A 26,394-nucleotide genomic window follows, 5' to 3' on the forward strand; every position below is an offset into this window, starting at 1 on the left:
GCCTCACGCCCCGCTTGCTGTGGTGCCGGTTGGCGTCGCATCCGTGGTGTCGAGGAGTACGCACTGATCGAATTTCATGCAGCCGCACTCCAGGCAGTCCGCAACCGCCTGGCGCAGAGCCCGGGTCTGCGCGATGTGCCGATCGAGCTCGGGCAGTTTGCGCGCAGCCATGTCCCTCCACTGGCGGGTGGCGGACGGAGTGGTGTCATCGGCCAGCAATTGCGTGATCTCGGCGAGGGTGAACCCTGCCCGCTGCGCCATCTTGATCAGGGCGACCCGGCGGACCGTGGTCGCGGGCCACACCCGGCGTCCTCCTTCGCGTCGCGCGCGGGGCAGCAGACCGCGCTCCTCCCAGTAGCGCAGCGCCGATGGTCGCACGCGGGCTTTGTCCGCGAGCTCGCCGATGGGCAGATACCGCATGCCCGCTCCTTCCTCGGTCCCCGTCCGGTCTTGACTTCAAGCGTGCTTGAAGGACGACTGTGACCAGCATGTTCTCAGCCGCAACGGGACGCCTGCTGCCGGGCCCCTACCGCTCCCTGTTCGCCGACCGCACCTTTCGGCGGCTGATGCCGGTCTTCGCGTTGTCCGATCTCGGCGACGGCATGACCGTGGTCGCGGTCGCGTGGCTCGCGCTCGCGCTGGGGCCCGACGGCGGCCAGGGCGCGCTGGCCGGCATCGCTGTCGCCGCCTACGTCCTGCCCGGCGCCCTGGGCGCGCTGGTCCTGGGCAGGTGGATGCGCCGGCTTCCCGCGCGGCGGCTCCTGGTCACCGACGCCGCGCTACGGGCCCTGCTGCTGGGGGCGATACCGCTCGCGCACCTGGCGGGGCTGCTCACCCCGGCCGTGTATGTCGGGCTCCTGGGTGCCTCCTCGCTGCTCCATGCCTGGGGCAAGGCCGGCAAGCACGCACTCTTCAGTCCTCTGCTCCCTGCCGACCAGCGCCTGGCTGCCAACAGCGTGCTCAGCACCAGCCTGTGGAGCGCCACCATCGCCGGCCCCGCTCTTGCGGGCCTTCTCGTGGGAGCGGTGTCCCCGGCTTGGATCATCGGCCTGGACGCCGCCACGTTCGCCGTGCTCGCCGTCCGGACCGGCCGCACGGCCCTGCCCCGGTCACCGCTGCCCCCGGTGACCGGCGGGGCACAGCACGGGCTGAGGGTTCTGCGCCGTCAGCCGGAACTCCTCGGCCTGCTCCTCGTGACCTGGGTGTTCAACCTCGTCTTCGGCCCGGTCGAAGTCGCCCTTCCCTTGTTCGTCTCCGACGGCCTCGGTGCGGGCGCGGGGCTGCTCGGTGCCTATTGGGCTGCCTTCGGCATCGGAGCGTTCATCGGCGCTCTCGCCCTGGGCGCGGCCCGACGGCTTCCCCTGTGGCCGACGATACTCGGCATCATCGGGGGCCACGGCATCGGCTTGCTCCCGTTCGCCCTCGCGGACACCGCCCTCCCTTCCCTGGTCGGTTTCGCATTCGCCGGACTCGTCTACGGCCCCTACGCCGCGCTCTCCCTCACCCTGATCCAGGACCGCGCACCCGCCGACCTGCTCACCACGGTTCTGGCTGCGCGCAGCGCCGTGCTCCTGACGGCCTCCCCCGTCGGAGCCGCGTTCGGGGGCTTCCTCCTCGACCGGACCAGCGCCCCCGCCGTCCTCGTCGGATGCGGTGTACTGATGATCCTCACCGTTCCCACCGGCATCGTCGTACGGAAACTCAACGGAAGTCGTCGGCGACGGCGGCAGCGGGGCGTCCGTCGGCTCCTGCGCACACGGGTCGTGGCGCGACGGGAACGTGGGTGCCGGACGACAGCCACGCAGGGGCGTCAGAGGCGTCGGTGCATGATGTGCAGTCCGACGAGTCCGTGTGCGGGATGGTCGAACCCTTCGGGCAAGGTACCGAGGATCTCGAATCCGAGCGACCCGTAAAGCGTGACGGCGTGGACGTTCGTCTCCACCACGGCGTTGAACTGCATGGCCCGGAAGCCCGATGCGCGGGCCCAGTCCAACGAGTACGTGCACAGGGCCCGTCCCACCCCCTGCCCCGCGTGCCTGGGGTCGACCATGTAGCTGGCGCCGGCGACGTGCGATCCATTGCCCATGTGGTTGTTGTTCATCTTTGCGGTGCCGAGGACCGTGCCGTCGTCGTCGACCGCCACGACCGTGTGGTTCGGTGGGTCGAGCAGCCACCACCATCGGGCGTCGTCCTTCCCGAGATCGAGCGGGTAGGTGAACGTCTCGCCCGCGGCCACGATTTCGTGGAAGAACGGCCAGACGACCGACCAGTCCTCGTCGGTGGCTTGCCTGATTCTCATCTGGTCAGGATGCCCGTGCGACCTCCCCGGTGCGAGCGATTTACCCGACTCCCGAGGCCGGTCAGATCTGGTCGTCCTCCCCGTTCCCCGACTGGCGCACCGCGACACCGAGGTGTTCTCCGACCCTGTTGACGAGCAGGGTCATCTCATAGGCGACCAGGCCGACATCGGCGTCGGCCGCGGTCAATACGCACAGGCAGCTTCCTTCGCCCGCGGCCGTCACGAACAGCAGCGCCTCGTCGAACTCCACCATGGTCTGCCGGGCCCTGCCGACACCGAAGTGGCGTCCGGAGCCACGGGCGAGGCTGTGCAGCCCGGACGAGACCGCGGCGAGGTGTTCGGCGTCCTCGCGCGCCAGCGCCGTACTCGCCCCCGTCACCAGGCCGTCGTTCGACAGCACCAGCGCGTGCCGTATGTGCCCGACCCTGTTCGTGAGATCGTCAAGGAGCCAGTCGAGTTCCTTGTCCAGCGCCATATCCCCGCTCCTCCCCGCTCATGCGTTCCCCGTGCCCCACGTTTCGCGTAAGCCTTGCGCACTGGTCACGAACGGGCAAGCACTCCTCGGCCATGTGGCCGGTCCGGATGTCTTGGTGACGACGCCGCGGGCCGAACCGTACCGAAGTCGACGCCGCGAGGTTTCGGGGGCCGACGGAGGTCAGCCGTACGACAGGTTGGCGCACGGGTTGTCATCGGCCGAACGGACTCCCTCGGCAACGGCGGACGGCACCCCGGAGGGGTGGGGATCCGGCGTCGCGACCGCGGGGTTCCGGACGAAGGAGCTGCCGAGAACGACCCGGATTCCCGGGGCGTCGGACGCCGTCGTCCCGGCCCCGGGCAGCACTCGCGCTGTGGCCTCGGCCTCGCTCCGCAGACCCGGCCCGTAGTCGACGACCGTCGTGGCGTGGTCCTGGCGGCTCGCCGTGGCTGTGGCGGTGACGTTGAAGCCCCGGGAGCGCAGGAGTTCGGTGGCACGGGCGGCGAGTCCGGTGACCGTGGTGCCGTTGTAGACGGCGACGTCGATGCCCTTGCCCACAAGCGCGTCGGCGTCCGGTGTCGGTGTCGGTGTCCCAGCCTCTTCGGCCCGGTCGTCCCCGGCGGATCGTTTGCCACTGGCGTCCCGGCCGTCGACCGTCCGGTCGGCCTTCAACGCGGCCCACAGCGCATCGGCATCGGGTTCGACGATCGCGATGCGGGCACCCTCGTACCGCCACGGGACGGTGACGAACTTGGTGTTGTGCAGGTCGACGTCCTTCATCGACATCGCGAACGACAGCAGCCGGTCGGCCGAGCCGAGTCCGGGGTCCACGGTCATCGCGTCGGTGGCCGCGTCGGCGAGGGGCAGCAGCGTGGTCGGGTTCATGCCGCGCGACTTGACCTTCTTGATCAGGGAGGCGACGAACGCCTGTTGGCGCTTGATCCGCCCTATGTCGGAGCCGTCACCAATCCCGTGGCGGAGCCGTACGTAGTCGAGCGCCCGTTGCCCGGAGACGGTCTGCGGGCCCTTCGCGAAGATCCGCGCGCCCTGCGTGGGCATCTTCGGGCTGAGATCACGCTGGTGGATGTCGTGGGGCAGACAGACGGGCACGCCCCCGACGGCCGAGGTCAGCGCGGAGAAACCGGCGAAGTCGACGACGACGGTGTGGTCGACGCGCAGGCCCGTGAGGTGTTCGACGGTGTTCTGGGTGCAGGCCGGATTTCCTTCGGCGGTCTCGCCCACCGAGAACGCCGCGTTGAACATGACGTCGTGCTGCGGTGCGGTCCATGTGCCGCCCGGAAGTCTGCAGGCCGGGATGTCGACCAGGGAGTCCCGGGGAATCGACACCGCGACGGCGTGTTTGCGGTCGCCGTACACATGGAGGAGGAAAGCGGTGTCGGAGCGTCCCACCGCGCCCGTGCCGCCGCCCAGTTCGCTGTTGTCCCCCGAGCGCGAGTCCGATCCGATGACCAGAACGTTCTGCCCGCCCGACGAGCCCGGTGGCCGGTCCCCGGAGATTCCGTCCGCGCTGAACGTGCCGATCCCGCCGTTCACCTTGAGGTAGACCCACCCGACACCCGCGACGAGCAGCACCAGGAAGGAGAGCCCGGACACGGCGGTTCGGCGCAGGCGGCTTCCTCTCGACCTGCCGGTCGCATTCCTGCTGCTTGTCGTCATCGGCCACCCCGTCCGTCCGGTTCAAGGCGGAAGCCCCCGGCCTCCCCGAGGGAAGACGCGTTCCACCGCCCTGTGGTTTTACAGTTGCGCAAAGTAGCGAGTGCCGCTGTTCTGAAGGATCATCGGACCTGCTCACAGTCAGCCTGAAGCACTTCCCGCGGAAGACGGGCGGAAACACGCCCGAAGCACCGGAACGAAGTGTCCGGCGCGCATGCCCTTACCACGGGGACGGTGACGCCCGCCGACGGGGGCGGACCCGGGCCGGACGGGGAGTCCGCAGGCGCCGCCCGGATGCCGGTCAGCCCTCCTCATCGATCACTTCAAGAATTGCGCAAATGTGGGAACCATGGAAGTGTCGCGGTCGTTTACCCAGGTGGCGGCCGACGACGCGCTGCTCACCGGATCGCTGTACCACTGGATCAATGGAGGATGTTCATGGGTGTGAGCCTGGCCAAGGGCGGCAATGTCTCCTTGTCGAAGGAGGCGCCCGGCCTGACCGCGGTGACGGTCGGCCTGGGCTGGGACGTACGCACGACGACCGGCGCGGACCACGACCTGGACGCGAGTGCGCTGTTGTGCTCGGAATCCGGCAAGGTCCTCTCCGATCTGCACTTCGTCTTCTACAACAACCTGACGAGCCCCGACGGTTCGGTCCAGCACACCGGCGACAACCTCACCGGTGAGGGCGAGGGCGACGACGAGTCCATCAATGTGGACCTGGCAGCCGTCCCCGCCGATGTCGCCAAGATCGTTTTCCCGGTCTCCATCCATGACGCCCAGAGCCGCGGCCAGAGCTTCGGTCAGGTCCGCAACGCCTTCATTCGTGTGGTGAACCGGGCGAACGGCATCGAGCTCGCCCGCTACGACCTCAGCGAGGACGCCTCGACGGAGACCGCCATGGTCTTCGGCGAGCTCTACCGCCACGGCGCGGAGTGGAAGTTCCGGGCGGTGGGCCAGGGTTACGCATCGGGGCTGGCAGGTATCGCGTCCGACTACGGGGTCAACGTCTGATCCGAGGACCGTACGGGCGTCGTGCGCGGCCTTCTCCCCGCCGCTCCACCGGTTCGCGGGGAGAGGGCGCGCGCCCGGACCGTCCCGCACGTCCTCATTCCTTCGCCGAGGGCTCGTCGCGTCGGCGGTGCGGGACCGGACAGCCCCGCAGGCCGGGAGTGGGGAACGTCCCGAGCCCGGAGACCTCGTACCCGTCCGGGTATCCCTTGATCTCCGGGTTCTGCCGCGCGTAGTGCGCAGTGGTCCGTGACGGGAGCAACCGCAGGGCCCGCGCCCTCAGCCGCAGCGCACCGTGGGTGAGGTTGCGGGCCACCGGCCCCGGACGCTCGTACCGGAAGGCGCGAAGCAGCGCGTCGTCGAGCAGCGCGAGGGCGGCCCTTCGCGCGACGGGGGCAAGAACGCCCGGATACCAGGAGGCCATCAGCTCCAGCGTGGCGTCGGAGACTCGGCGGCCCCCCTCGTCCCAGCCGAAGTGTTCGGCCTCGTAGGAGTCCAGGGTGCGCTCGAAGTCCTGGTACGTCTCCGGGAGGTCCTTGATGCCCATGTGGGCACCCAGGGTCCGGTAGTAGGCGGCACACGCCCGCATTTCGTGGGCGGACAACCGACGCCAGCCGTAGCGGTCGAGCCATCGCTTCGGAGTGACGACGAACGTGCACAGCACGTAGCGCATGTCGTCGTTGCTGATGTCGTAACTGCGGTGCATCTGGTTGATCCGGCGCAGGGCCGTACGCCCGGGTTCGCCGGCGAAGCCGTGCTCCACGACCGTGTCGAGCAGAAGCGCGGTGTCGTCGTAGCGCTTCTGCGAACGGTCCGTCAGCTCCCCGGTCTTGGCGAGGAGTTGGCCGATGCTCGGCACGGCATAGGTGCGGTACAGGGCCAGTTCGAGTGCGCGGGCGATGTCCCAGGGGAACTCGTAGGTCGCGGTGATCCGGTAGATGCGCAGGAAATCCCTTTCCGGATCGAGCCGCTGGATCTCCTTCAGACGGTCGTACCTCTTCACCGCATTGCCCCTCGCCTCTGCCGGAGGGCCCACTCTACGTCGGCGAGGGAGCATCGGATCGCGCGGACGATCGCACCATCGATCGGAGCGGATCGCCGTCCGCCACCGTGGAAGGAGTGCCACCCCTCGACCGGCGAACCACTTGTCAGGGCCTCGACGAGTGGGTTACCCGCTCGTTAAGGTGCGCCGACGGACAACCGTGCCGGACGAGGAGGGTGCCGTGGCAGGGACGAGCGATGCGGTCGCCGAGGACGCACTGTACGTGCTGACCGCGGCGCTGCTGACACCCGCACAGTTCCCGAGCGTGCTCGGTGACGACTACCCCGCCGCGTGTGCGACGCTCGCCCTCGAACCGTACGCCGAGGGATACGGCCTGGTCCTCGGGCAGGACTCCGACGGTGCGCGCTGGACCGTCGCGGTGGACGACGTGTCAGTGGTCGCCGCGGCGATCGCCGCCTGGGACTGCGGGATGGAGTACGACCTCTCCCCCGACGACCGCTCCATGGTCTGCGCCCTGCCCGGCTGGCCGCTCCCCGTCGCCGTCGCGGCCCCGGATCTGCCCGCCCCGCACAATCCACCGTCCGGCCCCGGGACCGGGGGCACCGGACCGGTTCTGCTGGCGCCCCCCGACACGGACGCGTGGGGGCCCGCCCAGCGGCGCATGGGAGCGGACGAGATCGCACACCGGTGGGCGGCGTGGCGGGAACAACTCGACGAGGAACGGGCCCGCACCTCCGCGGGCCCGGCGGACGACGCCGAAGCGCCGGACCGGGGCGACACGCCCCGCGGGGCCGCCGGGGCGTTCACCGGGGACACGTCCCCGGTGTCCCACGCCGGTCTGCGGCGTGCGCTCGCCGAGGCGCACTCCTACCTCGAAGCGCCGCCGCCACCGGGCCGGGTCCGCTCCTCCTTCGCCGGCGGCGATGCCCGGATGCTGCGTGCCGACGGACCGGGCTGGTCACTGGTCGCCCGGACGGACGATGTCGCATTCGTCCTGCTGGACGACGAACCGGGCGAGGTACTGCCGGTCGGGCGCGGCGCGGCACTGCCCGGTCTGCTGGAGTCGCTGGAGGCGATCGCGGTGAGGCCCGCCTGAAGAGGCCGAGCGGGCCCTGCGCGTCACCCCGATTCGCTCGCCCGTCCCGGCATGCGGGGCCTGCGTGGGCGTCCTGTCGCGCACCCCTCCGGCGACCTGCGCCGGTCCGCCGGGGGCTTCGGCATCGCCGGGACGGCCCCCGTCGGCGCCCCCGGCGTCAGCGTCCTATTTCCTTGCGGGTGATCCGGCGGAGCCTGCGCCGCTGGGCGGGGTCCAGCATCAGGTAGGCGACCGCCGGAACCCCGATCAGGACCAGCAACGACAGCCAGAAGCCGATGAAGGGCATCAGGACGACCGCAGCGACGACTCCCCCGATGGCGATCTTCGCACTGTTCGACATGGTCCATGCCTCCTTTGCGGCCCGAACCGCTTCTGCTGTGAGAACGCCCGTACGGGCCCGTAGGTTCCAGCCTGCCCGAGTCTCACCGCAGCGGCTCGCCCACCTCGTGCATGTGCCGCAATGCCTGCCGGTACGACTCGATCAGTCCGGTCTCCGTGTAGGGCATGCCGAGCTCCTGGCAGTGTGCGCGCACCAGGGGCTGTGCCAGGCGCAGATGCGGTCGCGGCATGCTCGGGAAGAGATGGTGCTCGATCTGGTAGTTGAGGCCGCCGAGGAACCAGTCGGTGAGGATGCCGCCGCGTACGTTGCGCGAGGTGAGTACCTGGCGCCGGAGGTGGCCCCAGAGTTCGCCGTCGGGGTCGGGCATCTCCATGCCCTTGTGGTTGGGCGCGAAGGCCATGCCCAGGTGGAGCCCGAAGAGCGCGTGGTGCAGCAGCGCGAAGACGGCCGCCTTGCCGGGCGACATGACGGTGAGCAGCAGCGCCGCGTAGAGACCGAGGTGCGCGACCAGCAGCAGTGCCGAGAGTGCGCGTTCCCGGGCGGGCTGCCGGCCCAGGTACTGGAAGCCGGAGATCTTGAGGGCGATGCCTTCGAGGAGCAGCATGGGGAAGAACAGCCCTGCCTGGTTACGGGTGAGCCAACGGGCGAAGCCCTCTCGGCGGGCCGCCTGGTGCTGCGTCCAGACCAGGGCACCGACTCCGACGTCCGGGTCCTTGTCGATGTGGTTGGGGTTGGCGTGGTGGCGGACGTGCTTGTCGTTCCACCATGCCTCGTTCATGCCCAGCAGCAGATTGGCGTGCACCAGGCCGATGGCCCGGCCGGCCCTGCGGTCGCCGGATATCTGGGCGTGTCCGGCGTCGTGCCCGATGAACGCGGTGCGGGACCAGAAGAGTGCCAGCGGCAGTGCGAGCAGGAGGGTCCACCAGGTGTCGCCGAGGAGGAACATGCCGGCCACGACCGCGCCGAGGGCGATCAGGTTGGCGGCGATGCCTGCCGCGTACCAGCCGGCGCGGTGTTCCAGAAGCCCTTGCCCCCTGACCGTCCTGAGCAGGGGTGCGAAGTCGCTGCCCCGGCTCGGAGCGGTCGAGGAACCCTCGGCTCCGCCGACGTCTTCCGTGCCGTCGCTGGGGCCTTCCACAACGGGGGTTGTGGCCTGGGACATGAGTTCTCCGGTCTTTGAAGAGCGGCGCTGACCTGGAGAAACGTAGGGCGAGGGGAGGTTCGGCGACCATGGCGCCAGCCCCCGGACTTCCTCGGGGCCGACCCCCCGATCTCTCACGGGCCACCCCCCGTCGCCCACGGGGGGCCAGCACCCGGACACCCGGGGGCCACCCCCATCGACGACGGGGTTCTCACCCCGCCCACCCCCGTACCGAACCACCCGGACTCCCGGAAGTGAGGTGAATCACGGCGATTCCGGACGTCGATCGCGTTCGAGTGGAGTACGCTCGGCGCCCCCAGCCCTCACTAGTCAAATTTGAGGAATTCGGCCATCTCTGTGCACAGGTTCCCTGCCGCAACTCTCTCCGAGGTCTCCGCGCTCTCCGGCTGTTCCGTGGTCTTCGTGCCCGGAGATCCGTCCCGTACCGGCCGCGTCGCCTTCTGGCACCCGGACGGCAGCAGTCCGCCCGATGGTCCCGGCTCCGTCGAGGAGTTGACCGTCGTGGGTGCCGACACCGGGGTGTACGCCGTGCCGGCGCTGATGCTTCCGGTGCGCGACGCACTGCCCGTACTGACACGTGCGCGGGTCTCCGAGCACGCCTCGGGAGCTGCCGCGTTCTGGGGCGCCGCCGCCCTCCTCGCCCTGCAACTCGCCGCCCGCGGCCTGTTGCTGCCCGGGCTCACGGCAACCGACCACGATGCCTGGCGGGCCGGCCCGCTGACCGCCGACGATCAGTCGCGCATCCGTACGCTCGCCGCCTCGATGCCGCCCTTCGCCCATGCGGTACCGCTCGACGCGGCGGCGCAGCCCGTGCTGCTGCCCGAACCCGAGAGACTGCTGCGCGCGTTCCTCGACGCGGTGGCGGACGGCCTGCCGCGCACGCCCGCCGCCGAACTCGCCGCCGGGAGCCCCGCGTTCGCCGCGGACGCGCCGCAACGCGTCCCGGAGCAGCGGGGCTGGGCCACCGACGTCGCGGCCGGGCACGACGCGGGCGTACGGCTCTCGCTGCGGATGGAGATGACCAGCCCCGCGGCCCCCGGCGAGGGCACCGGCGAGGACGCCGATCCGGCCGACGGTCCGTCCTTCCGGGCCGTTGTGCAGGTCCACGGCGTCAACGATCCGACGCTGGTTGCCGATGCGGCCGATGTCTGGACGGGACCGGCCACCGGTGCCTTCGGTCCCCGTGCCCGGATGGACGCGCTGCTCGCGCTGCGGCGGGCCGCCCGGGCCTGGCCGGCTCTGGCACCGCTCCTGTCGGCCGCGGTGCCCGGCTCCGTCGAACCGGCCGACGAGGAACTCGCGGAACTCCTCGGCCCGGCCGGACGGGCCCTCGCCGCAGCCGGGGTCCAGGTGCACTGGCCCCGTGAGCTCGTCCGCACGCTCACCGCACGCGCCGTGATCGGTTCGCCCGACGACGGAGCGGACCCGGAGCACGATCGGTCCGCCCGCGCCGCCTCGGACGCCCCGCCGCTCCTGTCGGCCGACTCGCTGCTGGCGTTCGACTGGCGGTTCGCCCTGGGCGACCAGGATCTCGGCCGCGCCGAGCTGGACCGTCTCGCCGAGGCCGCCAGGCCGGTCGTGCGGCTGCGCGACCGGTGGGTGCTGATCGACCCCGAGGAGGTACGGCGCGCCCACGAGTTGCAGGACGGCAAGGTCACACCGATCGACGGTCTGGGCGCGGTACTGACCGGTTCCGCCGAGGTCGGCGGCCGCCGGGTCGAGGTGCGCGCCACCGGCCCGCTGGAGAACCTGCGCAGGCTGCTGACCGACCCGGAGTCCGACGGGGCGCGCCCCGGCCGGCGGACGATCGGTGCGCCGACGGCGCTCGCCGCCGTACTGCGCGACTATCAGCTGCGCGGCCTGAACTGGCTGCACACCATGACGTCGCTGGGTCTCGGTGGCTGCCTCGCCGACGACATGGGACTGGGCAAGACCATCACGCTGATCGCCCTGCACCTGCACCGGCTCGACACCGACCCGGACACCGGGCCGACTCTCGTGGTCTGCCCGACCTCGCTCATGGGGAACTGGCAGCGGGAGATCGAGCGGTTCGCCCCGGGCACGCCGGTGCGCCGCTTCCACGGCGGTTCGCGCGACCTCACGGGATCGGCCGACGGTGGGTTCGTGCTCACCACGTACGGCACGATGCGGCTCGACGCGGCACGGCTGGCCGAGGTCCGATGGGGGCTGGTCGTCGCCGACGAGGCCCAGCACATCAAGAACCCGTACTCGGCGACGGCCCGGCAACTGCGCACGATCGGCGCCCGCGCCCGGGTCGCGCTCACCGGCACCCCGGTGGAGAACAACCTGTCCGAGCTGTGGGCGATCCTCGACTGGACCACGCCCGGTCTGCTGGGCCGCCTCGGCACCTTCCGCACCCGCTACGCGCGGACCGCGGAGGGTGGCGATCCGGCGGCGGCCGAACGGCTCGCCGCGCTGATACGGCCGTTCCTGCTGCGGCGCCGCAAGTCGGATCCGGGCATCGCACCCGAACTGCCGCCGAAGACCGAGACGGACCGGGCGGTGTCGCTGACCGCCGAACAGACCGGACTCTACGAGGCAGTGGTACGGGAGACGCTGGACGCGATCTCGAATGCCGACGGCTTCGCCCGGCGCGGCCTGGTCATGAAGCTGTTGACGGCGCTGAAGCAGATCTGCAACCACCCCGCGCAGTACCTCAAGGAGAACGAACCGCGGATCGAGGGCCGTTCGGGCAAGGTGGAGCTGTTGGACGAGCTGCTCGACACGATCCTGGCGGCGGACGCGAGCGTGCTCGTGTTCACGCAGTACGTGCAGATGGCCCGGCTGCTCGAACAGCACCTGGCGACGCGTGGAGTGCGCACGCAGTTCCTGCACGGCGGCACGCCCGTCGCGGAGCGGGAGGCCATGGTGCGGCGGTTCCAGGCGGGCGAGGCGCCGGTCTTCCTGCTGTCCCTGAAGGCGGCCGGAACCGGACTCAACCTCACCCGGGCCGAGCACGTCGTGCACTTCGACCGGTGGTGGAACCCCGCGGTGGAGGCGCAGGCGACCGACCGCGCATACCGGATCGGCCAGACCCAGCCGGTGCAGGTGCACCGGCTGATCGCCGAAGGCACCGTCGAGGACCGGATCGCCGGCCTGCTGGCCCGGAAGCAGGGGCTGGCGGACGCGGTGCTCGGTTCCGGGGAGGCGGCACTGACCGAACTGACGGACGCGGAACTGGCCGAGCTGGTGGAGCTGCGAGGGGGCGCACGATGAACGACGGGTACGAGACCTACGACGGCGACGGGTACGACGCGGACGCCGACGACGCCGACGGTCCCGCACGGGCGAACGGCGCGCCGGAGCCGGAACGCACCTTCGCCGCGCTGCCGCCCGCACGCGGCCGCGCCTTCGCGTCGTCCTGGTGGGGACGGGCGTGGTTGAAGGCCCTGGAGGAGACCGCTCTGGACGGCGCCCAGCTCAAGAAGGGGCGCGGGCTGGCGCGCGAGGGCCGGGTCGGCGCGGTATCCGTGCGTCCGGGCCGGGTGACCGCGGTCGTCCGGGACCGGGACGCGTCGAGCCACCGCGGTGACGTGCTGCTCCAGGAACTGGGCGAGGCGGACTGGGAACGGTTCCTGGATGTGGCCGCCTCCAGGTCCGGGCACGTCGCGGCGCTCCTGGACCGCGAGATGCCGCCCCATCTCGTCGAGGACGCGGCGGCGGCGGGGGTGGAACTGCTGCCGGGAATCGGCGATCTGGACCCTCGGTGCAGCTGCGAGGCATGGGACCACTGCCCACACACCACCGCCCTGTGCTACCAGGTCGCGCGGCTGCTCGATCAGGACCCGTTCGTCCTCCTGCTCCTGCGAGGACGGGGCGAACGTGGCCTCCTGGACGAACTCCAGCTGCGCATCGCGGCACGCGCCACCGGGCGGGGGCCGTCCGAACCGGACACCGACGCCGACGGGGGCGACGCGGTGGTGGACCCGGGGCACGGTGTGCGGGCGGACGAGGCGTTCGCCGCCCGGGACATCCTGCCCCCGCTGCCTCCCCCGCCGCCGCTTCCCGAGGAACCGGGCCCGGTTCCGTCGCTCGACACGGAGACCGCACCGGAACCCGGCGTCGATGCGGCGGTCCTGGAACTGCTGGCCGCGGACGGCGCGGCACGCGCCCGTCGTATGCTGGCCGACGCCCTCGCCCCCGACCATGCGCGGCAGCCGTTGCCGACCGGACTGACACCGCAGCAGGACGCCGTGCGGCTGCTCGCCGACACCCGGCCCGAACGCTGGACGGCGGCCCGGCTGGCCGCCGCATCGGGGCGACAGCGGGCCGAGTTGGACGCGGCGGTACGGGCCTGGCGATACGGCGGGGCGGCAGGGCTCGCCGTACTCGACGAGGAGTGGACGCCGGACCCCCAGGTGCTGGCCGGTGCCCGGTCGCGGCTGGCCGACGCGTGGGAGGAGAGCGAGCGGCCCCGGATGCGGTGCACGGGCAATCGCTGGACGGCGACGGAGGACCGTGTGCAGCTCCGGTACGGGCGGGACGGGCGCTGGTGGCCCTTCCGCGAGGAGGACGGACGCTGGGTTCCGGCAGGACCGGCGGACGACGATCCGGCGGCGGCGCTCGACGGCGTGAGCGGAACGGCGTGAGCGGAACGGGGAGAGGGGAACGGGGAGAGCGAGGTGAGCAGCGCGGCGTGAACGGTGTGGCCTGACTCGGCGACATACCGCGCGCTCCTGCTCAACCCGCCGCGGTGGTACTCCACTTGGGCGCTCAGTGTCTTCCGTCTCCCGCACGCCGCCCGTACGGTGGGGCGCGCGACGCTCGGTCGCACATCGGACGACGTCCTCCGAGCATCGGACCAAGGAGCCAGAGCATGCGGGAGGATTCGGGCAGCGGGCTGCCACGCGACGCCATCGGGTCGCGGAGATCCGCGAGGAGCGGCTGCCCCGGGGACACGCCGTCGCGGACTGCGCCGTCACCCGCGCGGGGACCGCGGCGTTGTCGTCCCGTCGCCGATCGCCTCACCGCTTCCCCTGCTCTTTTCCCCACACGCAACAGGAGTGTTCATGCACCGCAGAAGGATCCTTCAGGGCGCGGCGGCCACAGCCGCGGCGACACTGCTCCCGGCCTCGGCCCGCGCCGCGGCCGCATCGACGGCCGGTGACACGGACTATCCCCTCGCCCACTGGGCCCCTGCGTCCACGTCCAACTACACCGCGTCCAACCGCCCTTCGACGTATCCCGTCCAATACGTGATCATCCATGTGGCCCAGGAGACGTTCTCGAGCACGCTCGGAATCTTCCAGAACCCGGCCAAGCAGGTCTCCGCGCACTACGTGGTGCGCTCCGGGGACGGCTACGTGGCCCAGTGCGTGCGTGAACAGAACGTCGCCTGGCACGCGGGCAACTGGGACTACAACACGCGCAGCATCGGCATCGAGCACGAGGGCTGGGTGGACCAGCCCTCGTACTTCACCTCGGCCATGTACAAGAGGTCGGCGCTGCTGACCGCCTCGATCTGCGACCGTCACGGCATCCCCAAGGACCGGGCGCACATCCTCGCGCACGCGCAGGTCCCGGGCACCGACCACACCGACCCCGGGCCGAACTGGGACTGGGTGCGCTACATCCGTCTCGTCAATCTGTACTCGGCGGGCTGAGACACCCGCACCGCGGCCCCCGTCCGGCTGCCGTCCGCACCACGCTTGCCGCGGACACCGGCTGCGGCCACGATGGGTGTGCACGACGCGGCGGGACGGGAGACTGAGTTGACGGATCCCTGGGTGGCCCTGGACGCCGGTACGGACCCGGGACGGCACCTCGGCCGACTGCGGTCCGCACATGAGGTGTTCACCACGGCCGGCCGACTGGAAACGCCGGTGCGTCCGGTGGTCGGCGCGTCGTGGCGCCGCTCGGCGCGGGCCCGGGTCAGTCCCGACGGCACGGCCCCGGTCGAGCTGGGCGCCGACGACCTCGGCTCCTACCGCGACGGGCATCCGCTGGCCCCCGTCATGCCGGTGATCCGCGAGCTGATGTGCGGGTACGCGACGGACGGGGAGCACCTGCTCGCCGTCTGCGACGCCCACGGCAGGCTGCTGTGGGTGGAGGGACACGCCACGGCCCGGCGAGCGGCGAGCCGGATGAACTTCGTGGAGGGCGCGCGGTGGGCGGAGTCGGTGGCCGGGACGAACGCGCCGGGCACGGCCATCGCGGTGGACCGACCGGTTCAGGTGTTCGCCGCCGAACACTTCCTGCGTCCGGTCCAGCAGTGGACGTGCGCGGCGGCGCCGCTGCACGACCCGTGCACGGGTCGGGTGCTGGGCGCGGTGGACGTCACCGGCGGGGACCGGCTCGCGCACCCGCACAGCCTGGCGTTCGTGCAGGCGGTGGCGCGTGCCGCCGAATCGCAGCTCGCGCTGCTGGCGCCTTCCCCGGCCGAGGGGACGGTGCGGCTCAGCACGCTCGGGCGGGACGAGGCCCTGCTCGTCGTGGGAGGCCGCAGGATCCGGCTCAGCAGACGGCACAGCGAACTCCTGGTGACGCTGGCACGCCATCCCGAGGGCCTCGGGGGTGACGAGCTCCTCGTCGAACTCCACGAGGACGAGCCGGTGGCCCCGGTGACGCTGCGCGCCGAACTCTCCCGGCTGCGCAGGCTCCTGGGACCGGAACTTCTCCTCTCCCGCCCCTACCGGATCGCGGTTCCGGTCGACACCGACTTCGACACGGTCCTGCGCAGGCTGGCCTCCGGGGCGGTGGCATCGGCACTCGACGCCTATGCGGGTCCGCTGCTGCCCGGCTCGCAGGCCCCGTCCGTGATCCGGCTGCGACACCGGCTCGACGCGCAGATGCGGGCCGCACTGATCGCACGCGGTGACCCGACGCTGCTGGCCGACTGGGTCCACAGTTCCTGGGGCGAGAACGACCTGCCGGTCTGGCGTGCGCTCGCGGCGGCGGTGCCCACGGGTCGGCGTGCTGCCGTGTTCGCGAGGATCGGCGCGCTGGAGGCCGAACAGAGGTAGGGGCGCGCCGTTGCAACGGGATTGCAACGTCCTGCCCTCTACTCTCACTCCGAGAGCCGTCCAACGGCGGGCGGCACCGGATCCGGAGGCCAGAGAGATGACCCGTTACGCCGCGCCGGGCACCGAGGGCGCCATCGTCTCGTACGAATCCCGCTACGACCACTGGATCGGCGGCGCGTACGTACCGCCCGCGCGAGGCCAGTACTTCGAGAATCCCAGCCCCGTCGACGGCCGTCCCTTCACCGAGATCGCCCGCGGCACCGCCGAGGACGTCGAGCGGGCCCTGGACGCGGCACACGGCGCGGCGCCCGCCTGGGGAGCCACACCGGCGGCGGAACGCGCCTCGGTCCTCAACCGCATCGCCCACCGGATGGAGGCCCATCTGGAGGAACTGGCGGTCGCCGAGACCTGGGACAACGGCAAGCCGGTGCGGGAGACCCTGGCCGCCGACATCCCGCTGGCCATCGACCACTTCCGCTACTTCGCGGGTGCGCTGCGCGCGCAGGAGGGATCCCTCGGCGAGCTCGACGACGACACCGTCGCGTACCACTTCCACGAGCCGCTGGGGGTCGTGGCGCAGATCATTCCGTGGAACTTCCCCATCCTGATGGCCACCTGGAAGCTGGCTCCCGCCCTCGCGGCGGGCAACGCGGTGGTGCTCAAACCGGCCGAGCAGACCCCTGCCTCCGTCCACGTATGGCTGAAGCTGGTGGCGGACCTGCTGCCGCCCGGCGTCGTCAACATCGTCAACGGCTTCGGCGCGGAGGCCGGCAAACCTCTCGCGTCCAGCCCGCGCGTCGCGAAGATCGCCTTCACCGGCGAGACGACGACGGGCCGGCTGATCATGCAGTACGCCTCCGAGAACATCAAGCCGGTGACGCTGGAACTGGGCGGCAAGTCTCCGAACATCTTCTTCGACGACGTATGGAACGCCGACGACGACTTCCGCGACAAGGCTCTGGAGGGCTTCACCATGTTCGCCCTCAACCAGGGCGAGGTCTGCACCTGTCCGTCGCGTGCGCTGATCCAGCGCGGGCACTACGACGAATTCCTGGAGGCGGGCATCGCCCGGACCGAGAAGATCGTCACCGGGCACCCGCTGGACACGAACACGATGATCGGCGCGCAGGCGTCCAACGACCAGTTGCAGAAAATCCTCTCGTACCTGGACATCGGTCGGCAGGAGGGCGCGAAGATTCTCACGGGCGGTCAGCGCATCGAGTACGACGGCGAACTCGCGGGCGGCTACTATGTGCAGCCGACCGTGTTCGAGGGGGACAACCGGATGCGGGTCTTCCAGGAGGAGATCTTCGGCCCGGTCGTCGCGGTGACGTCGTTCTCGGACTTCGACGACGCGATCAAGACGGCGAACGACACCCTGTACGGGCTCGGCGCGGGCGTGTGGACCCGCGACATCAACACCGCGTACCGGGCGGGCCGTGCCATCCAGGCGGGCAGGGTCTGGACGAACTGCTACCACGCCTACCCGGCCCACGCTGCATTTGGCGGCTACAAGCAGTCGGGGATCGGCCGGGAGAACCACAAGATGATGCTGGAGCACTATCAGCAGACGAAGAATCTTCTGGTGTCGTACTCGCCGAAGAAGCTGGGCTTCTTCTAGACGCACGAGAAGAGGCGCCTGACCTGGGCTTTTACCGGTCAGGCGCCTGTCGCTCGGTTCAGAAACAGTCGAGATCGATTCACGTGGAAACTCCCAGTTTCTCCCATAGCTATCCCGCTCCGGACCAGCTGTTCCGGTCCATTTCCGGTCCAGGGCGGATCGCTCGACTACGTCTTCGCCTCGACTGGCGCGGTCCCAATCCTTCATCAACTGTTCGATGAGGCGGTTGGCGTGCTCCTGGAGGCCGCCGAGGAACCTGGCGTAGAAGCGGAACAGAACCTCGATGCTCTGGCCCGCTCGACGAACACACTCCCTCGACCGGCATGGCGGGGTCGCCCTGCGGGGTTCGGACCTCAGCGGCCATGACCCGGCCGAGGAGGTCGACGCGCTCCCGCGGTGACGCACAGACTGCTGTCACCGCGGCGCCCTCAGGAACCACCACCGCCACCGCCACTGGGCCACCACGACTACCGGCCGCGCCCGTCGCCGCCCACCGGAGCAGCCTCCCCTTCGGCGAAGACGACGACCGCGTCCTTCGAGCCGAACACGAGCGGGGCCGATTTGGACGGGTTGAGGAAGATGCCGTAGTTGGGAGGCTCCTCACCGCGTCTGGCGAGCCGATAGCCGATGGCGGATTCCCCCCGTCGCCGTGCGGCCTCGATCACCGTGGCGAAATTGGCCTCGACACCGGGGACCACATAGTCGGATGCCGGCTTGATGTAGATCTCCGAGCCTTCCGGGTTGAACAGATCGGTGAACACGGCGTGCAGGTGGCGGTTCTCGGTGAGCTGGGTGAGCAGCAAGCTGATCACCTTGGTGCTCACGATGAAGTCGTCGGCCTTGGTGACCTGGGCGACCTCACGGTTGCCGTCGTCGTTCATCTCCGTGACGATCGAATACGGGTCACCGAGCGACTCCTCGATGTCCCGCAGGTGGAGCAGGGTCACCAGGGTCCGGTCGTCTGCGGGGCCGGAGGCGATGGTGTCATCCGAGAGCACGACGATGTGCTGGTAGCCGCCCAAGTCCAGGGCCTCCAGCGAGGACCTCCGCGTCGGCTCGCAGGCCTTGAACCCCACCGTGAGATTGGCGAGCGTATCGCTCAGGGCGGCCTCCGGCCGTCGTGGCGCGGCGATGTCCAGCGTCGAACCGGGTTGAACAAAGCTGTCCAGCAGCGTGACCAGCTTTGCCGTACGGGAGTTCTCGCCGATCAGGATGGTCCGGTCGAGCGTCGGTGACTGCGCCGGAGCCGACGTGATGGCCGACTCGACGATCGCCGGGCGGGCCTCGCACAGCCGGATGAGCAGATCGTCTTCGGCGACGACGAGTATCTGGTCTCCGGGGCCGATGACGGTGTCCATCGGCGGATTGACCAGTACGTCTCCCATGCCGGCGCCCAGCCCGACCGGGACGCCGAGGTCGAAGGCGTTCAAGGCGTGCCCGTACGTCGAACCCACCAGGGCGGGCTCCTCGTGGAAGTAGAACTCGTTGCCGACGAAACTCAGCAGTTCGTTGAAGACGGTCGAAAGGCCCGTCTGCCGGTGCGCCTGCGCGATGAGGCGGACCGCGATGTCCTCGGCGTCAATCACGAGGGCGCTCCTGCCGGCGGCCAGTCGGGCCGCCGCCAGGTTCTCCGAGTCGTGGACGGCGGCGACGATTTGTGGGCGGCTCCCGGCCCACTGGCGGCTGTGCAGCAGGAGGAGGGCCTTGATGACGTCGACGTCACGGTCATCGCCCACAGGTGGCAGCACCATGATCGACTTCGCCGTGTCCGGGCTGACCAGTTCCAGGTCCGCCCGCACGAGAGGGTTTCCGGAGCGGCAGATGACGCGTGTGCTGCCGGTGTCGGGGATGCGGGCCCGGATCGCGTCCTCCATGGAAACCTTGTCCCGGTCCGCGAGGATCACCACGCACGAGCGGCGTTCGCTCTGATTCGCTTCGACGAGCTCGGAGATCACAGTGAAGACCTGGTCCGACCAGCCCAGAACGATGGTGTGCCCGCGCTCGATGAGCTGCGACTGGCCCTTGCGCAGCTCCTGGAGCTTCTGGTTCAGACCAGTGGTCAGGACACCGATGAGCGCGCTGACGATGAAGATGCCGCCGAGCGTCACCGCCAGCATCAGGCCGAGAAACACCGGGCCGCCGGTGTCCCCGCCCATGGTTCCGGCGTCGAGGGTCCGCAGGAGGCTCATCCACGCGACACCCAGCCAGCCGCCGTTGGCCTCCGCGTCCGTGTCTGTGAACAGGACGACCAAGGTCGAGGCCAGCGCGATGAGCGCGACCGAGGAGAGCGCCAACCAGCTGATCAGGGCCGGCGTTCCCCGGTCCATGGTGCCGTCGAACCAATACCGGAACCGGGTCCGCAACCTGTCTCTCATCCCCTGCCCTCCCCTTCTCCCACGGCCTCCGGACAGGCCGTGAAATCCGTCGTCACGGCCATGACGAAGCACAGTTGATCATTCTCCCAGTCCGATCGGGGGTCCCACTCAAGGGGCCGCGCATAAGGGCCGGTTCAGGCCATGCAGCCTGACCAACGGCGAGGAACGCCCGAGGCGTAGCGGTCTACCCCGACAAGCGCGCCGCTGCCGGTTCCGGCGGGAAGCTCATGCACGCCACCGGGATGAGAACGCCGACACCACGCCCGGAGTCTCGGCTCATCGGTCTTGCTGCGGAACCGTGGAGTCCCGTGAGGTCGCAGGCAACGAGCAGGCGTGCAGGCCCAGGGCGCAGGTCGGCCCGACGACGCCCCGCCCACGATGGTGACCCTCATCCACCTGCCCATGCCTTTCGTCGGCACTGCCACCGAAGCACATCGTTGAGACGCACCACCATGATGCCGGGCGGGGCCACCGCGCCGGACGGGGCACGGTTCGGCGCCGCAGCAGCTCTGGCCGACCGCCTGTTGGCCCCGGTCCCTGATCCGCTGCTGACTGATCGCTTCGGAATGACGTTCGTTGTGATTCCAAGCGGTTGTGTGATGCACCGGCAGGATCTGTCGGGTGTCCGATGACCTGTGGGGCCGCATGGCCTCGCAGCCCGCTGCCGCGCGTGCCCCGCAGCGTATGCTTGCGCCGGTCAGGGGAGGAGGCGCCATGGGGCGGATGCCGTCGGTGCAGCGGCGCAGGCAACTGGTCGAGGCCGCGATCCGGGTGATGGCCCGCGATGGCGTCGCGAAGACCACAACACGGTCCGTCGTGGCGGAGGCGGGTGTCTCGCTGAGCGTTTTCCACTACTGCTTCGACTCCAAGCAGGAGTTGCTCGAAGCGGTGATGGACACCATCTCCGAGCACTCCGAGTCGGATGTCCTCACCACGCTCATCCGCAGGCCCACTCTGCGCGAGACGATCCGCGCCGGGCTCCAGGCGTACTGGGATCACGTGCTGGCCAATCCCGGCGAGCACATGCTGACGTACGAACTCACCCAGTACGCCCTGCGGGAGCCCGGCTATGAGCATCTCGCCCGGCGGCAGTACGAGCGCTATCTCACGGCACACACCACAGTGATCCGTCAGCTCCCCTCGGTCCTCGGCGTGGAGCTGACGGTGCCCGAGCCCGCGGCCGCCAGGTATCTGGCCGCGCTGACCGACGGGCTCACCCTCAACTTCCTCGTGCTGGGCGACGAGGAGAAGGCGGGCGACGTGCTGGACATCGTCGCAGACCAGATCCTGACGTTGGTGCGGGAGTAGCTCAGCGGCTGTACACCGCTGCCTCGTTGATCGAGTAGCCGTACTTGGTGGCCCGCGTCACGCCTTGGATACGGACGTACCGCGCCTGCACCGGGCTGAACACCGCGTTGTCCAGACCTCCGTCCCCGCTGTCCGTGGACCACACGGTCCGCCACGTGGTCCCGTCGTCCGAGACCTCGATCCGGTAGGCCCGCGCATAGGCCTGTTCCCAGTCCAGGGAGACCTTGCCGACCGTACGGGAGCTGCCCAGATCGAGCCGCAGCCACTGGTCGTCCGACCAGCCGCTCGCCCATCTCGTGCCGGTGTCGCCGTCCACGGCCTTCTCGGCGGCGTAGCTGGTGAACGGGTTCCACTCCGTTTCACCGGCGCTCGCCGCGGCGCCGGCGGCGAGGTTGGGTGCGGGCTTGTGGAGTTCGGTCGCCTTCCAGGTACGAAGGTAGGACTCCGCGCCGTCGAGCAGGTCCTGCACGGTGTCCTTGCCACCGCTGAGCCGGATCTGCTCGATCCAGTCGGGCACCGTCCCGACATGGGCCGCACCGTCGGTGTTGAAGTCCCAGGTGCGCTGGCCGGTTTGCTGACGGTCGATGACGGAGCCGCCGTCGGCGCTGCGGAAGGGGTACTTGACCGCGTTGGGGGCGCTGGGTCCGACCGGTCCCGGCCAGCCGCCGACGCCGTTCATGTCGGTGCCGTAGCCGATTCCGACGCCGTACTTCTGGCGCAGCGCCCTGGTGGCGGCGGATTCCTTGGCGAAGCTGTCGGCGCTGGTCATGTACGAGGCCTTGAAGCCGCCGAGGCGGTAGACACGCTCCAGCCAGCCGTCGTCCATCCAGCTGTGGCTGGAGAGCACGCCGGGGTAGTTCGCCGACTCCAGCAGGTCCAGGGCGCGGCCGGCTGCCTTGACGCTCATGTGGTCGGCCTCGAACATCATGTTGCGCTTCATCAGCCCCTTGACGGCGTACTCGCCGAGGCGGGTCAGCCCACGGGTGTTGCACTGCGCGCTGCTGTCGTATCCGGGCACCTTGGTGCCGGCGGGCAGCAGCTTGGTCACCTCGGCCGGGGCGGCCACGTTACCGGCGGGGTTGTCGTGCTGCGGACCGCTGCACTTCTCCGTACTCCAGAAGGTGCCGGTGGAGAGGAACTGGCCGATGTTCACGGCCGTCCCGATGGTGCCGGAGTCCATCCGCACCCCGCACAAGGCGTTGTCGAACTTGTGGCACAGGAACATGCTGCGCACACCGAGCTTGTACAGCTCGTCCAGACCGCTGTCGATGTCGGCCTGGCTGCACTGGGGGACGTCGAGGATCTGCTTGCAGCCGAAGGGCTCCGAGGTCTCGACGCCGAGCACCACGGCGAGCTTGCCCTCCGCGACGACCTGGCGGGCCTGGGTGGAGTCGGTGACGATACGGAAGAAGCCCTTACCCGTTCCGCCGTAGATCTTGTCGATGTACTCCTGCATCTCGTAGGTCTTGCGGGCTTCGAGACGGATGGCGTCCATTTCGTTGCAGCCGCGGTCCCTGACGTAGATCGAGCACAACAGGCCGTTGGTGACCAGGTCGTTGACCAGGATCCGCTGGCCGCCGCGCCAGGTGCGCTCCAGCCACGCGTAGTAATTCTGCTGATGGCTCAGGGAGTTGTGGGCGGGCCAGGAATTGAACGTCGGCCAGCCCACCGGGTCGTGGTGGCCGTCCGAACCACCGGTGACGTTCTCGAAGAGGGCGAGCGAGCCGTCGGGATAGTGCTCGGGGCAGTCCGCGAGGGCGTCGGCGATGCCCGCTTCGGAGAACGGCTTGCCGCAGATGATGCGGCCGCCGAAGCCCTCGTTGGACATCACGTGATTGTGCGCGTCGACGAAGCCACGGACCCGGCCCTGGCTGTCCGTGCCGCGGAAGGGTTCGCCGGTGACGTTGATCTGTGAATCGGCGGTCGGCCGTGCCGTGGGCTCCCACCAGGGGCTGTCGGCTCCGACGGCGGGCGGGGAGCCCACACCGAGAGCCAGTAGGAGGGTGACGACAACGGCAAACAGTCCACGTCTGCGGAGGAGGGTCATCCGGGCTACCTTCGCTGTCCGGGATGGGCGCGCGCCAACTTACTCGCGCGTAGGTCCCGTCGAGAATGGCGCGGACCTGACATTGAGTCAAGAGTCCGGGACGGATGACCCATTTGATATACCGTCAACTCGGGCGCCTGAAGAAAGCCCTCTCGGGACGGCCTGTCGTCGCGGCCGGGGAACTCACGCGACGGCACCTCGCGCAAGCGGGTGCCGGCCGATATCGGTGGGGGGTGACATTGGGGTGCCTCCCGCGCTCCGAACGTGAACGGGACGACCTCCACGTTCCATGGCTGCGGCACGATCTTCAGAGCGCCGACCGCCGGAGCGACGAGCAGCATCCAGCCCATGAACGGTCCCGAACATTTGATCAGCGCCTTGGCCCCGGCGGCCGAACGGCTCCGGAATCCCCCACGACGCCCTGACGGCCCGCACGCCGGCCGCCCACATTTTGCTCGACCGTCACCTCGGCCCACTTTCCTCAAGTCCGGGTCCTCTTGAATACTCCGTCTGCCCCTCTTCAAGGACGGACATCACCGACACAACAGGAGGACCCTCACAGCCATGACCGGAATCAATCGGCGTCGCTTCCTTCAAATCGCCGGAGCCACCACGGGGTTCGCCGCCCTGTCCGGCTCCATCGACCGCGCCGCAGCCATCCCCGCGGCGCGGCGCAGCGGAACCGTCCTGGACATCGAGCACATCGTCGTCCTCATGCAGGAGAACCGTTCCTTCGACCATTACTTCGGGTCGATGAAGGGCGTCAGGGGCTTCGGAGACCCCCGCCCGGTGACACTGCCCAGCGGCAAACCGGTATGGCACCAGACAAGCGGCGGCAAGGAAACCCTGCCCTACCACCCGGACGCCGACGACCTGGGCATGCAATTCATCGCGGGCCTCGACCACGACTGGGCCGGCGGCCACAGCGCGTTCAACAACGGCAAGTACGACAACTGGATCCCCGCCAAAGGCACCGGCACCATGGCGTACCTGACACGGGACGACATCCCGTTCCACTACGCCCTCGCCGACAAATTCACCATCTGCGACGACTACCACTGCTCGTTCATCGGTGCGACCGACCCGAACCGCTACTACATGCTCTCCGGCCACGTCGGCAACGACGGCACCGGCGGCGGCCCGGTCCTCGGCAACCAGGAAGCAGGCTACGGCTGGACGACATACGCCGAACGCCTCGAGAAGGCAGGCATCTCCTGGAAGGTGTACCAGGACATCGGCGACGGCCTCGACGCGGCCGGCGGCTGGGGCTGGATCAACGACGCATACCGCGGCAACTACGGCGACAACTCCCTGCTGTACTTCAACAACTACCGAAACGCCAAGCCCGGCGACCCCCTGTACGAAAAAGCCCGCACCGGCACGAACGCCAAGGCAGGAGACGGATACTTCGACATCCTCAAAGCCGACGTCAAAGCCGCCAGGCTCCCGCAGATCTCCTGGATCGCCGCCCCCGAAGCGTTCTCCGAACATCCCAACTGGCCTGCAAACTACGGCGCTTGGTACATCTCCCACGTACTCGACGCGCTCACCTCGAACCCTGACGTATGGAGCAGGACCGCCCTGTTCATCACATACGACGAGAACGACGGCTACTTCGACCACGTCGTGCCGCCCTACCCGCCGGCCTCCGCCGGCCAAGGCCTGTCCACCGTCGACACCACACTCGACCACTACAAGGGCAGTATCGGATACGCCGCAGGCCCCTACGGTCTCGGACAACGCGTCCCAATGATCGTCGTCTCGCCATGGTCCACCGGCGGATACGTCTGCTCCGAGACCTTCGACCACACCTCGATCCTGCGCTTCATGGAGAACCGGTTCGGAGTGAAGGAGACCAACATCTCACCATGGCGGCGCGCCATCTGCGGTGACCTCACATCCGCCTTCGACTTCTCCCTCAAGATCACAGACCCGGCTGACCTGCCGGACACCGCGGGCTACACCCCGCCTGACCGCGACCGCCACAACAGCTACGTGCCGAAGCCACCCGCCCAGGGCACCCTGCCCCGGCAAGAGGCCGGGGCACGGCCGAGCCGCCCGCTCTCCTACGCTCCCTACGTCGACGGGGCCGCAGACCTCACCACCGGCAAGTACAAGCTGACGTTCAGCGCAGGGGACCGGGCGGGCGCCGCCTTCCAGGTGCGCTCGCAGAAGCGCACCGACGGCCCGTGGACGTACACGGCAGCAGCCGGGAAGCCCGTTTCCGACAGCTGGAACTCGGTGTACTCCGGCGGTAGCTACGACCTCACGGTCCACGGCCCCAACGGCTTCCTGCGCACCTTCAGGGGCAACAACAAAACCGCCGAACCGGAGGTGACGGTACGTCACGACGCCGGCAACCTGAAGCTCACCCTGACCAACCCGTCGACCGCCGACGCGCACCTCACCGTGACCAACGCGTACGGCGGCGAGCATCAAACCCACACGGTCCACGCCGGCGCCACCATCGTGCAGAGCATGGACCTGCGCGCCACCAAACGCTGGTACGACCTGACGGTCGTCGTCGAGGGCAACGCCGGATACCTGCGGCGTCTGGCCGGGCACGTCGACAACGGTCAGGTCGGCGTGAGCGACCCGGGCATCGCAACCGTGTGAGACCTGCACCCACCACCCGGCGGGCGGAGGGGCACACACCCGTAGGGTTTCGAGGCACTGGCGTGACGTGCCGGAGTTCATCGAGATCCTGGGCACCGAGCGTCGTCCTCATGGTGCCGGTTTCTGGCAGAGTGCGTGCGACGACGAAGCCCTGACGGATATCCGGCGGGGCTTCGTGGCGCGGCGGGGCTACGACGGCGTGCAGCGTTCGGCGCGGACACCGTTGTACCCCGGCCCTCCGCTTTCGAGCACGCGGAGCAACGGTTCGGCGACGGCACGTGTTGTGCGGCCGATGCGCAGCATGCGGCACTGAACTCGGTTGACTGGCGGCTTGGTGCAAGGCACGGAGGCCGACGTGGAGCTGCCACGTGCAGGTCGCGCCTG

At 69.7% G+C, this 26,394-nt stretch carries 19 protein-coding genes; 10 read left to right on the plus strand and 9 right to left on the minus strand.

Annotated features, from left to right (window positions below; all coding sequences use genetic code 11):
• Nucleotides 1-3 precede the first annotated feature (3 nt).
• Nucleotides 4-420 (minus strand): MerR family transcriptional regulator, encoded by a 417-nt coding sequence (locus ACFC79_RS17885; RefSeq protein WP_376241115.1) that lies wholly within the window; start codon nt 418-420, stop codon nt 4-6.
• Nucleotides 421-488: 68 nt separating this feature from the next.
• On the opposite strand from ACFC79_RS17885, the gene ACFC79_RS17890 reads away from it, so the two are divergent.
• The gene (locus ACFC79_RS17890) at nt 489-1,913 is read left to right on the plus strand and encodes an MFS transporter (RefSeq protein WP_376241117.1); all 1,425 of its coding nucleotides are present in this window, start codon (nt 489-491) and stop codon (nt 1,911-1,913) included.
• Here ACFC79_RS17890 and ACFC79_RS17895 read toward each other — a convergent pair.
• From ACFC79_RS17895 to ACFC79_RS17905, 3 genes are all read right to left on the minus strand, one after another.
• A complete protein-coding gene (locus tag ACFC79_RS17895; RefSeq protein WP_376241119.1) occupies nt 1,811-2,299 on the minus strand; it encodes a GNAT family N-acetyltransferase in 489 nt (162 codons plus the stop codon). The two genes, ACFC79_RS17890 and ACFC79_RS17895, sit on opposite strands and share 103 nt — an antisense overlap.
• Before the next feature lie 61 nt (nt 2,300-2,360).
• A complete protein-coding gene (locus tag ACFC79_RS17900) occupies nt 2,361-2,774 on the minus strand; it encodes a roadblock/LC7 domain-containing protein (protein ID WP_376241121.1) in 414 nt (137 codons plus the stop codon).
• 180 nt (nt 2,775-2,954) lie between these two features.
• Nucleotides 2,955-4,388: an LCP family protein gene (locus tag ACFC79_RS17905; protein WP_376241322.1), complete on the minus strand. Its 1,434-nt coding sequence runs from the start codon at nt 4,386-4,388 to the stop codon at nt 2,955-2,957.
• A gap of 498 nt (nt 4,389-4,886) precedes the next feature.
• Here ACFC79_RS17905 and ACFC79_RS17910 point away from each other — a divergent pair, with 498 nt between their 5' ends.
• Nucleotides 4,887-5,462, plus strand: a complete 576-nt coding sequence (locus ACFC79_RS17910) for a TerD family protein (protein WP_376241123.1) — start codon at nt 4,887-4,889, stop codon at nt 5,460-5,462.
• A gap of 94 nt (nt 5,463-5,556) precedes the next feature.
• Here the strand turns inward: ACFC79_RS17910 and ACFC79_RS17915 are convergent, their stop codons facing one another.
• The gene (locus ACFC79_RS17915; RefSeq protein WP_376241125.1) at nt 5,557-6,462 is read right to left on the minus strand and encodes an oxygenase MpaB family protein; all 906 of its coding nucleotides are present in this window, start codon (nt 6,460-6,462) and stop codon (nt 5,557-5,559) included.
• A 220-nt stretch (nt 6,463-6,682) separates the two neighbouring features.
• Between ACFC79_RS17915 and ACFC79_RS17920 the strand changes: the two genes are divergently transcribed.
• Complete coding sequence (locus ACFC79_RS17920) at nt 6,683-7,558, plus strand: hypothetical protein (protein ID WP_376241127.1); 876 nt, start codon at nt 6,683-6,685, stop codon at nt 7,556-7,558.
• 157 nt (nt 7,559-7,715) lie between these two features.
• On the opposite strand, the gene ACFC79_RS17925 is transcribed toward ACFC79_RS17920, so the two are convergent.
• On the minus strand, nt 7,716-7,898 hold the full coding sequence (locus ACFC79_RS17925; protein WP_376241129.1) for a hypothetical protein: 183 nt from the start codon (nt 7,896-7,898) through the stop codon (nt 7,716-7,718).
• Between the two features lie 82 nt (nt 7,899-7,980).
• Complete coding sequence (locus tag ACFC79_RS17930) at nt 7,981-9,060, minus strand: fatty acid desaturase family protein (RefSeq protein ID WP_376241131.1); 1,080 nt, start codon at nt 9,058-9,060, stop codon at nt 7,981-7,983.
• A 336-nt stretch (nt 9,061-9,396) separates the two neighbouring features.
• Between ACFC79_RS17930 and ACFC79_RS17935 the strand changes: the two genes are divergently transcribed.
• From ACFC79_RS17935 to ACFC79_RS17955, 5 genes are all read left to right on the plus strand, one after another.
• Entirely contained in the window at nt 9,397-12,297 is a 2,901-nt protein-coding gene (locus tag ACFC79_RS17935) for a DEAD/DEAH box helicase (RefSeq protein WP_376241133.1), read from the plus strand.
• Nucleotides 12,294-13,670: an SWF or SNF family helicase gene (locus tag ACFC79_RS17940; protein WP_376241135.1), complete on the plus strand. Its 1,377-nt coding sequence runs from the start codon at nt 12,294-12,296 to the stop codon at nt 13,668-13,670. Before ACFC79_RS17935 ends, ACFC79_RS17940 begins: the two co-directional genes overlap by 4 nt.
• A 420-nt stretch (nt 13,671-14,090) precedes the next feature.
• Nucleotides 14,091-14,684, plus strand: a complete 594-nt coding sequence (locus ACFC79_RS17945) for an N-acetylmuramoyl-L-alanine amidase (RefSeq protein ID WP_376241137.1) — start codon at nt 14,091-14,093, stop codon at nt 14,682-14,684.
• Between the two features lie 108 nt (nt 14,685-14,792).
• Nucleotides 14,793-16,043, plus strand: a complete 1,251-nt coding sequence (locus tag ACFC79_RS17950) for a GAF domain-containing protein (RefSeq protein ID WP_376241139.1) — start codon at nt 14,793-14,795, stop codon at nt 16,041-16,043.
• Nucleotides 16,044-16,140: 97 nt separating this feature from the next.
• Nucleotides 16,141-17,664, plus strand: coding sequence for an aldehyde dehydrogenase family protein (locus tag ACFC79_RS17955; protein ID WP_376241140.1), 1,524 nt, complete (start codon nt 16,141-16,143; stop codon nt 17,662-17,664).
• Between the two features lie 467 nt (nt 17,665-18,131).
• Here ACFC79_RS17955 and ACFC79_RS17960 read toward each other — a convergent pair whose 3' ends face one another.
• The gene (locus tag ACFC79_RS17960) at nt 18,132-20,039 is read right to left on the minus strand and encodes a potassium transporter TrkA (protein WP_376241142.1); all 1,908 of its coding nucleotides are present in this window, start codon (nt 20,037-20,039) and stop codon (nt 18,132-18,134) included.
• A gap of 714 nt (nt 20,040-20,753) precedes the next feature.
• Here ACFC79_RS17960 and ACFC79_RS17965 point away from each other — a divergent pair.
• Nucleotides 20,754-21,347 carry a TetR/AcrR family transcriptional regulator gene (locus tag ACFC79_RS17965; protein ID WP_376241144.1) on the plus strand — a complete coding sequence of 198 codons (594 nt, stop codon included), beginning with the start codon at nt 20,754-20,756 and terminating at the stop codon, nt 21,345-21,347.
• Between the two features lies 1 nt (nt 21,348).
• On the opposite strand, the gene ACFC79_RS17970 is transcribed toward ACFC79_RS17965, so the two are convergent.
• A complete protein-coding gene (locus ACFC79_RS17970) occupies nt 21,349-23,394 on the minus strand; it encodes a discoidin domain-containing protein (RefSeq protein ID WP_376241146.1) in 2,046 nt (681 codons plus the stop codon).
• A 564-nt stretch (nt 23,395-23,958) separates the two neighbouring features.
• On the opposite strand from ACFC79_RS17970, the gene ACFC79_RS17975 reads away from it, so the two are divergent.
• The gene (locus tag ACFC79_RS17975) at nt 23,959-26,010 is read left to right on the plus strand and encodes a phosphocholine-specific phospholipase C (protein ID WP_376241148.1); all 2,052 of its coding nucleotides are present in this window, start codon (nt 23,959-23,961) and stop codon (nt 26,008-26,010) included.
• Nucleotides 26,011-26,394 lie beyond the last annotated feature (384 nt).

This window comes from Streptomyces sp. NPDC056061, from assembly GCF_042266885.1.
In the GTDB taxonomy this organism is placed as follows: Bacteria; Actinomycetota; Actinomycetes; order Streptomycetales; family Streptomycetaceae; genus Streptomyces.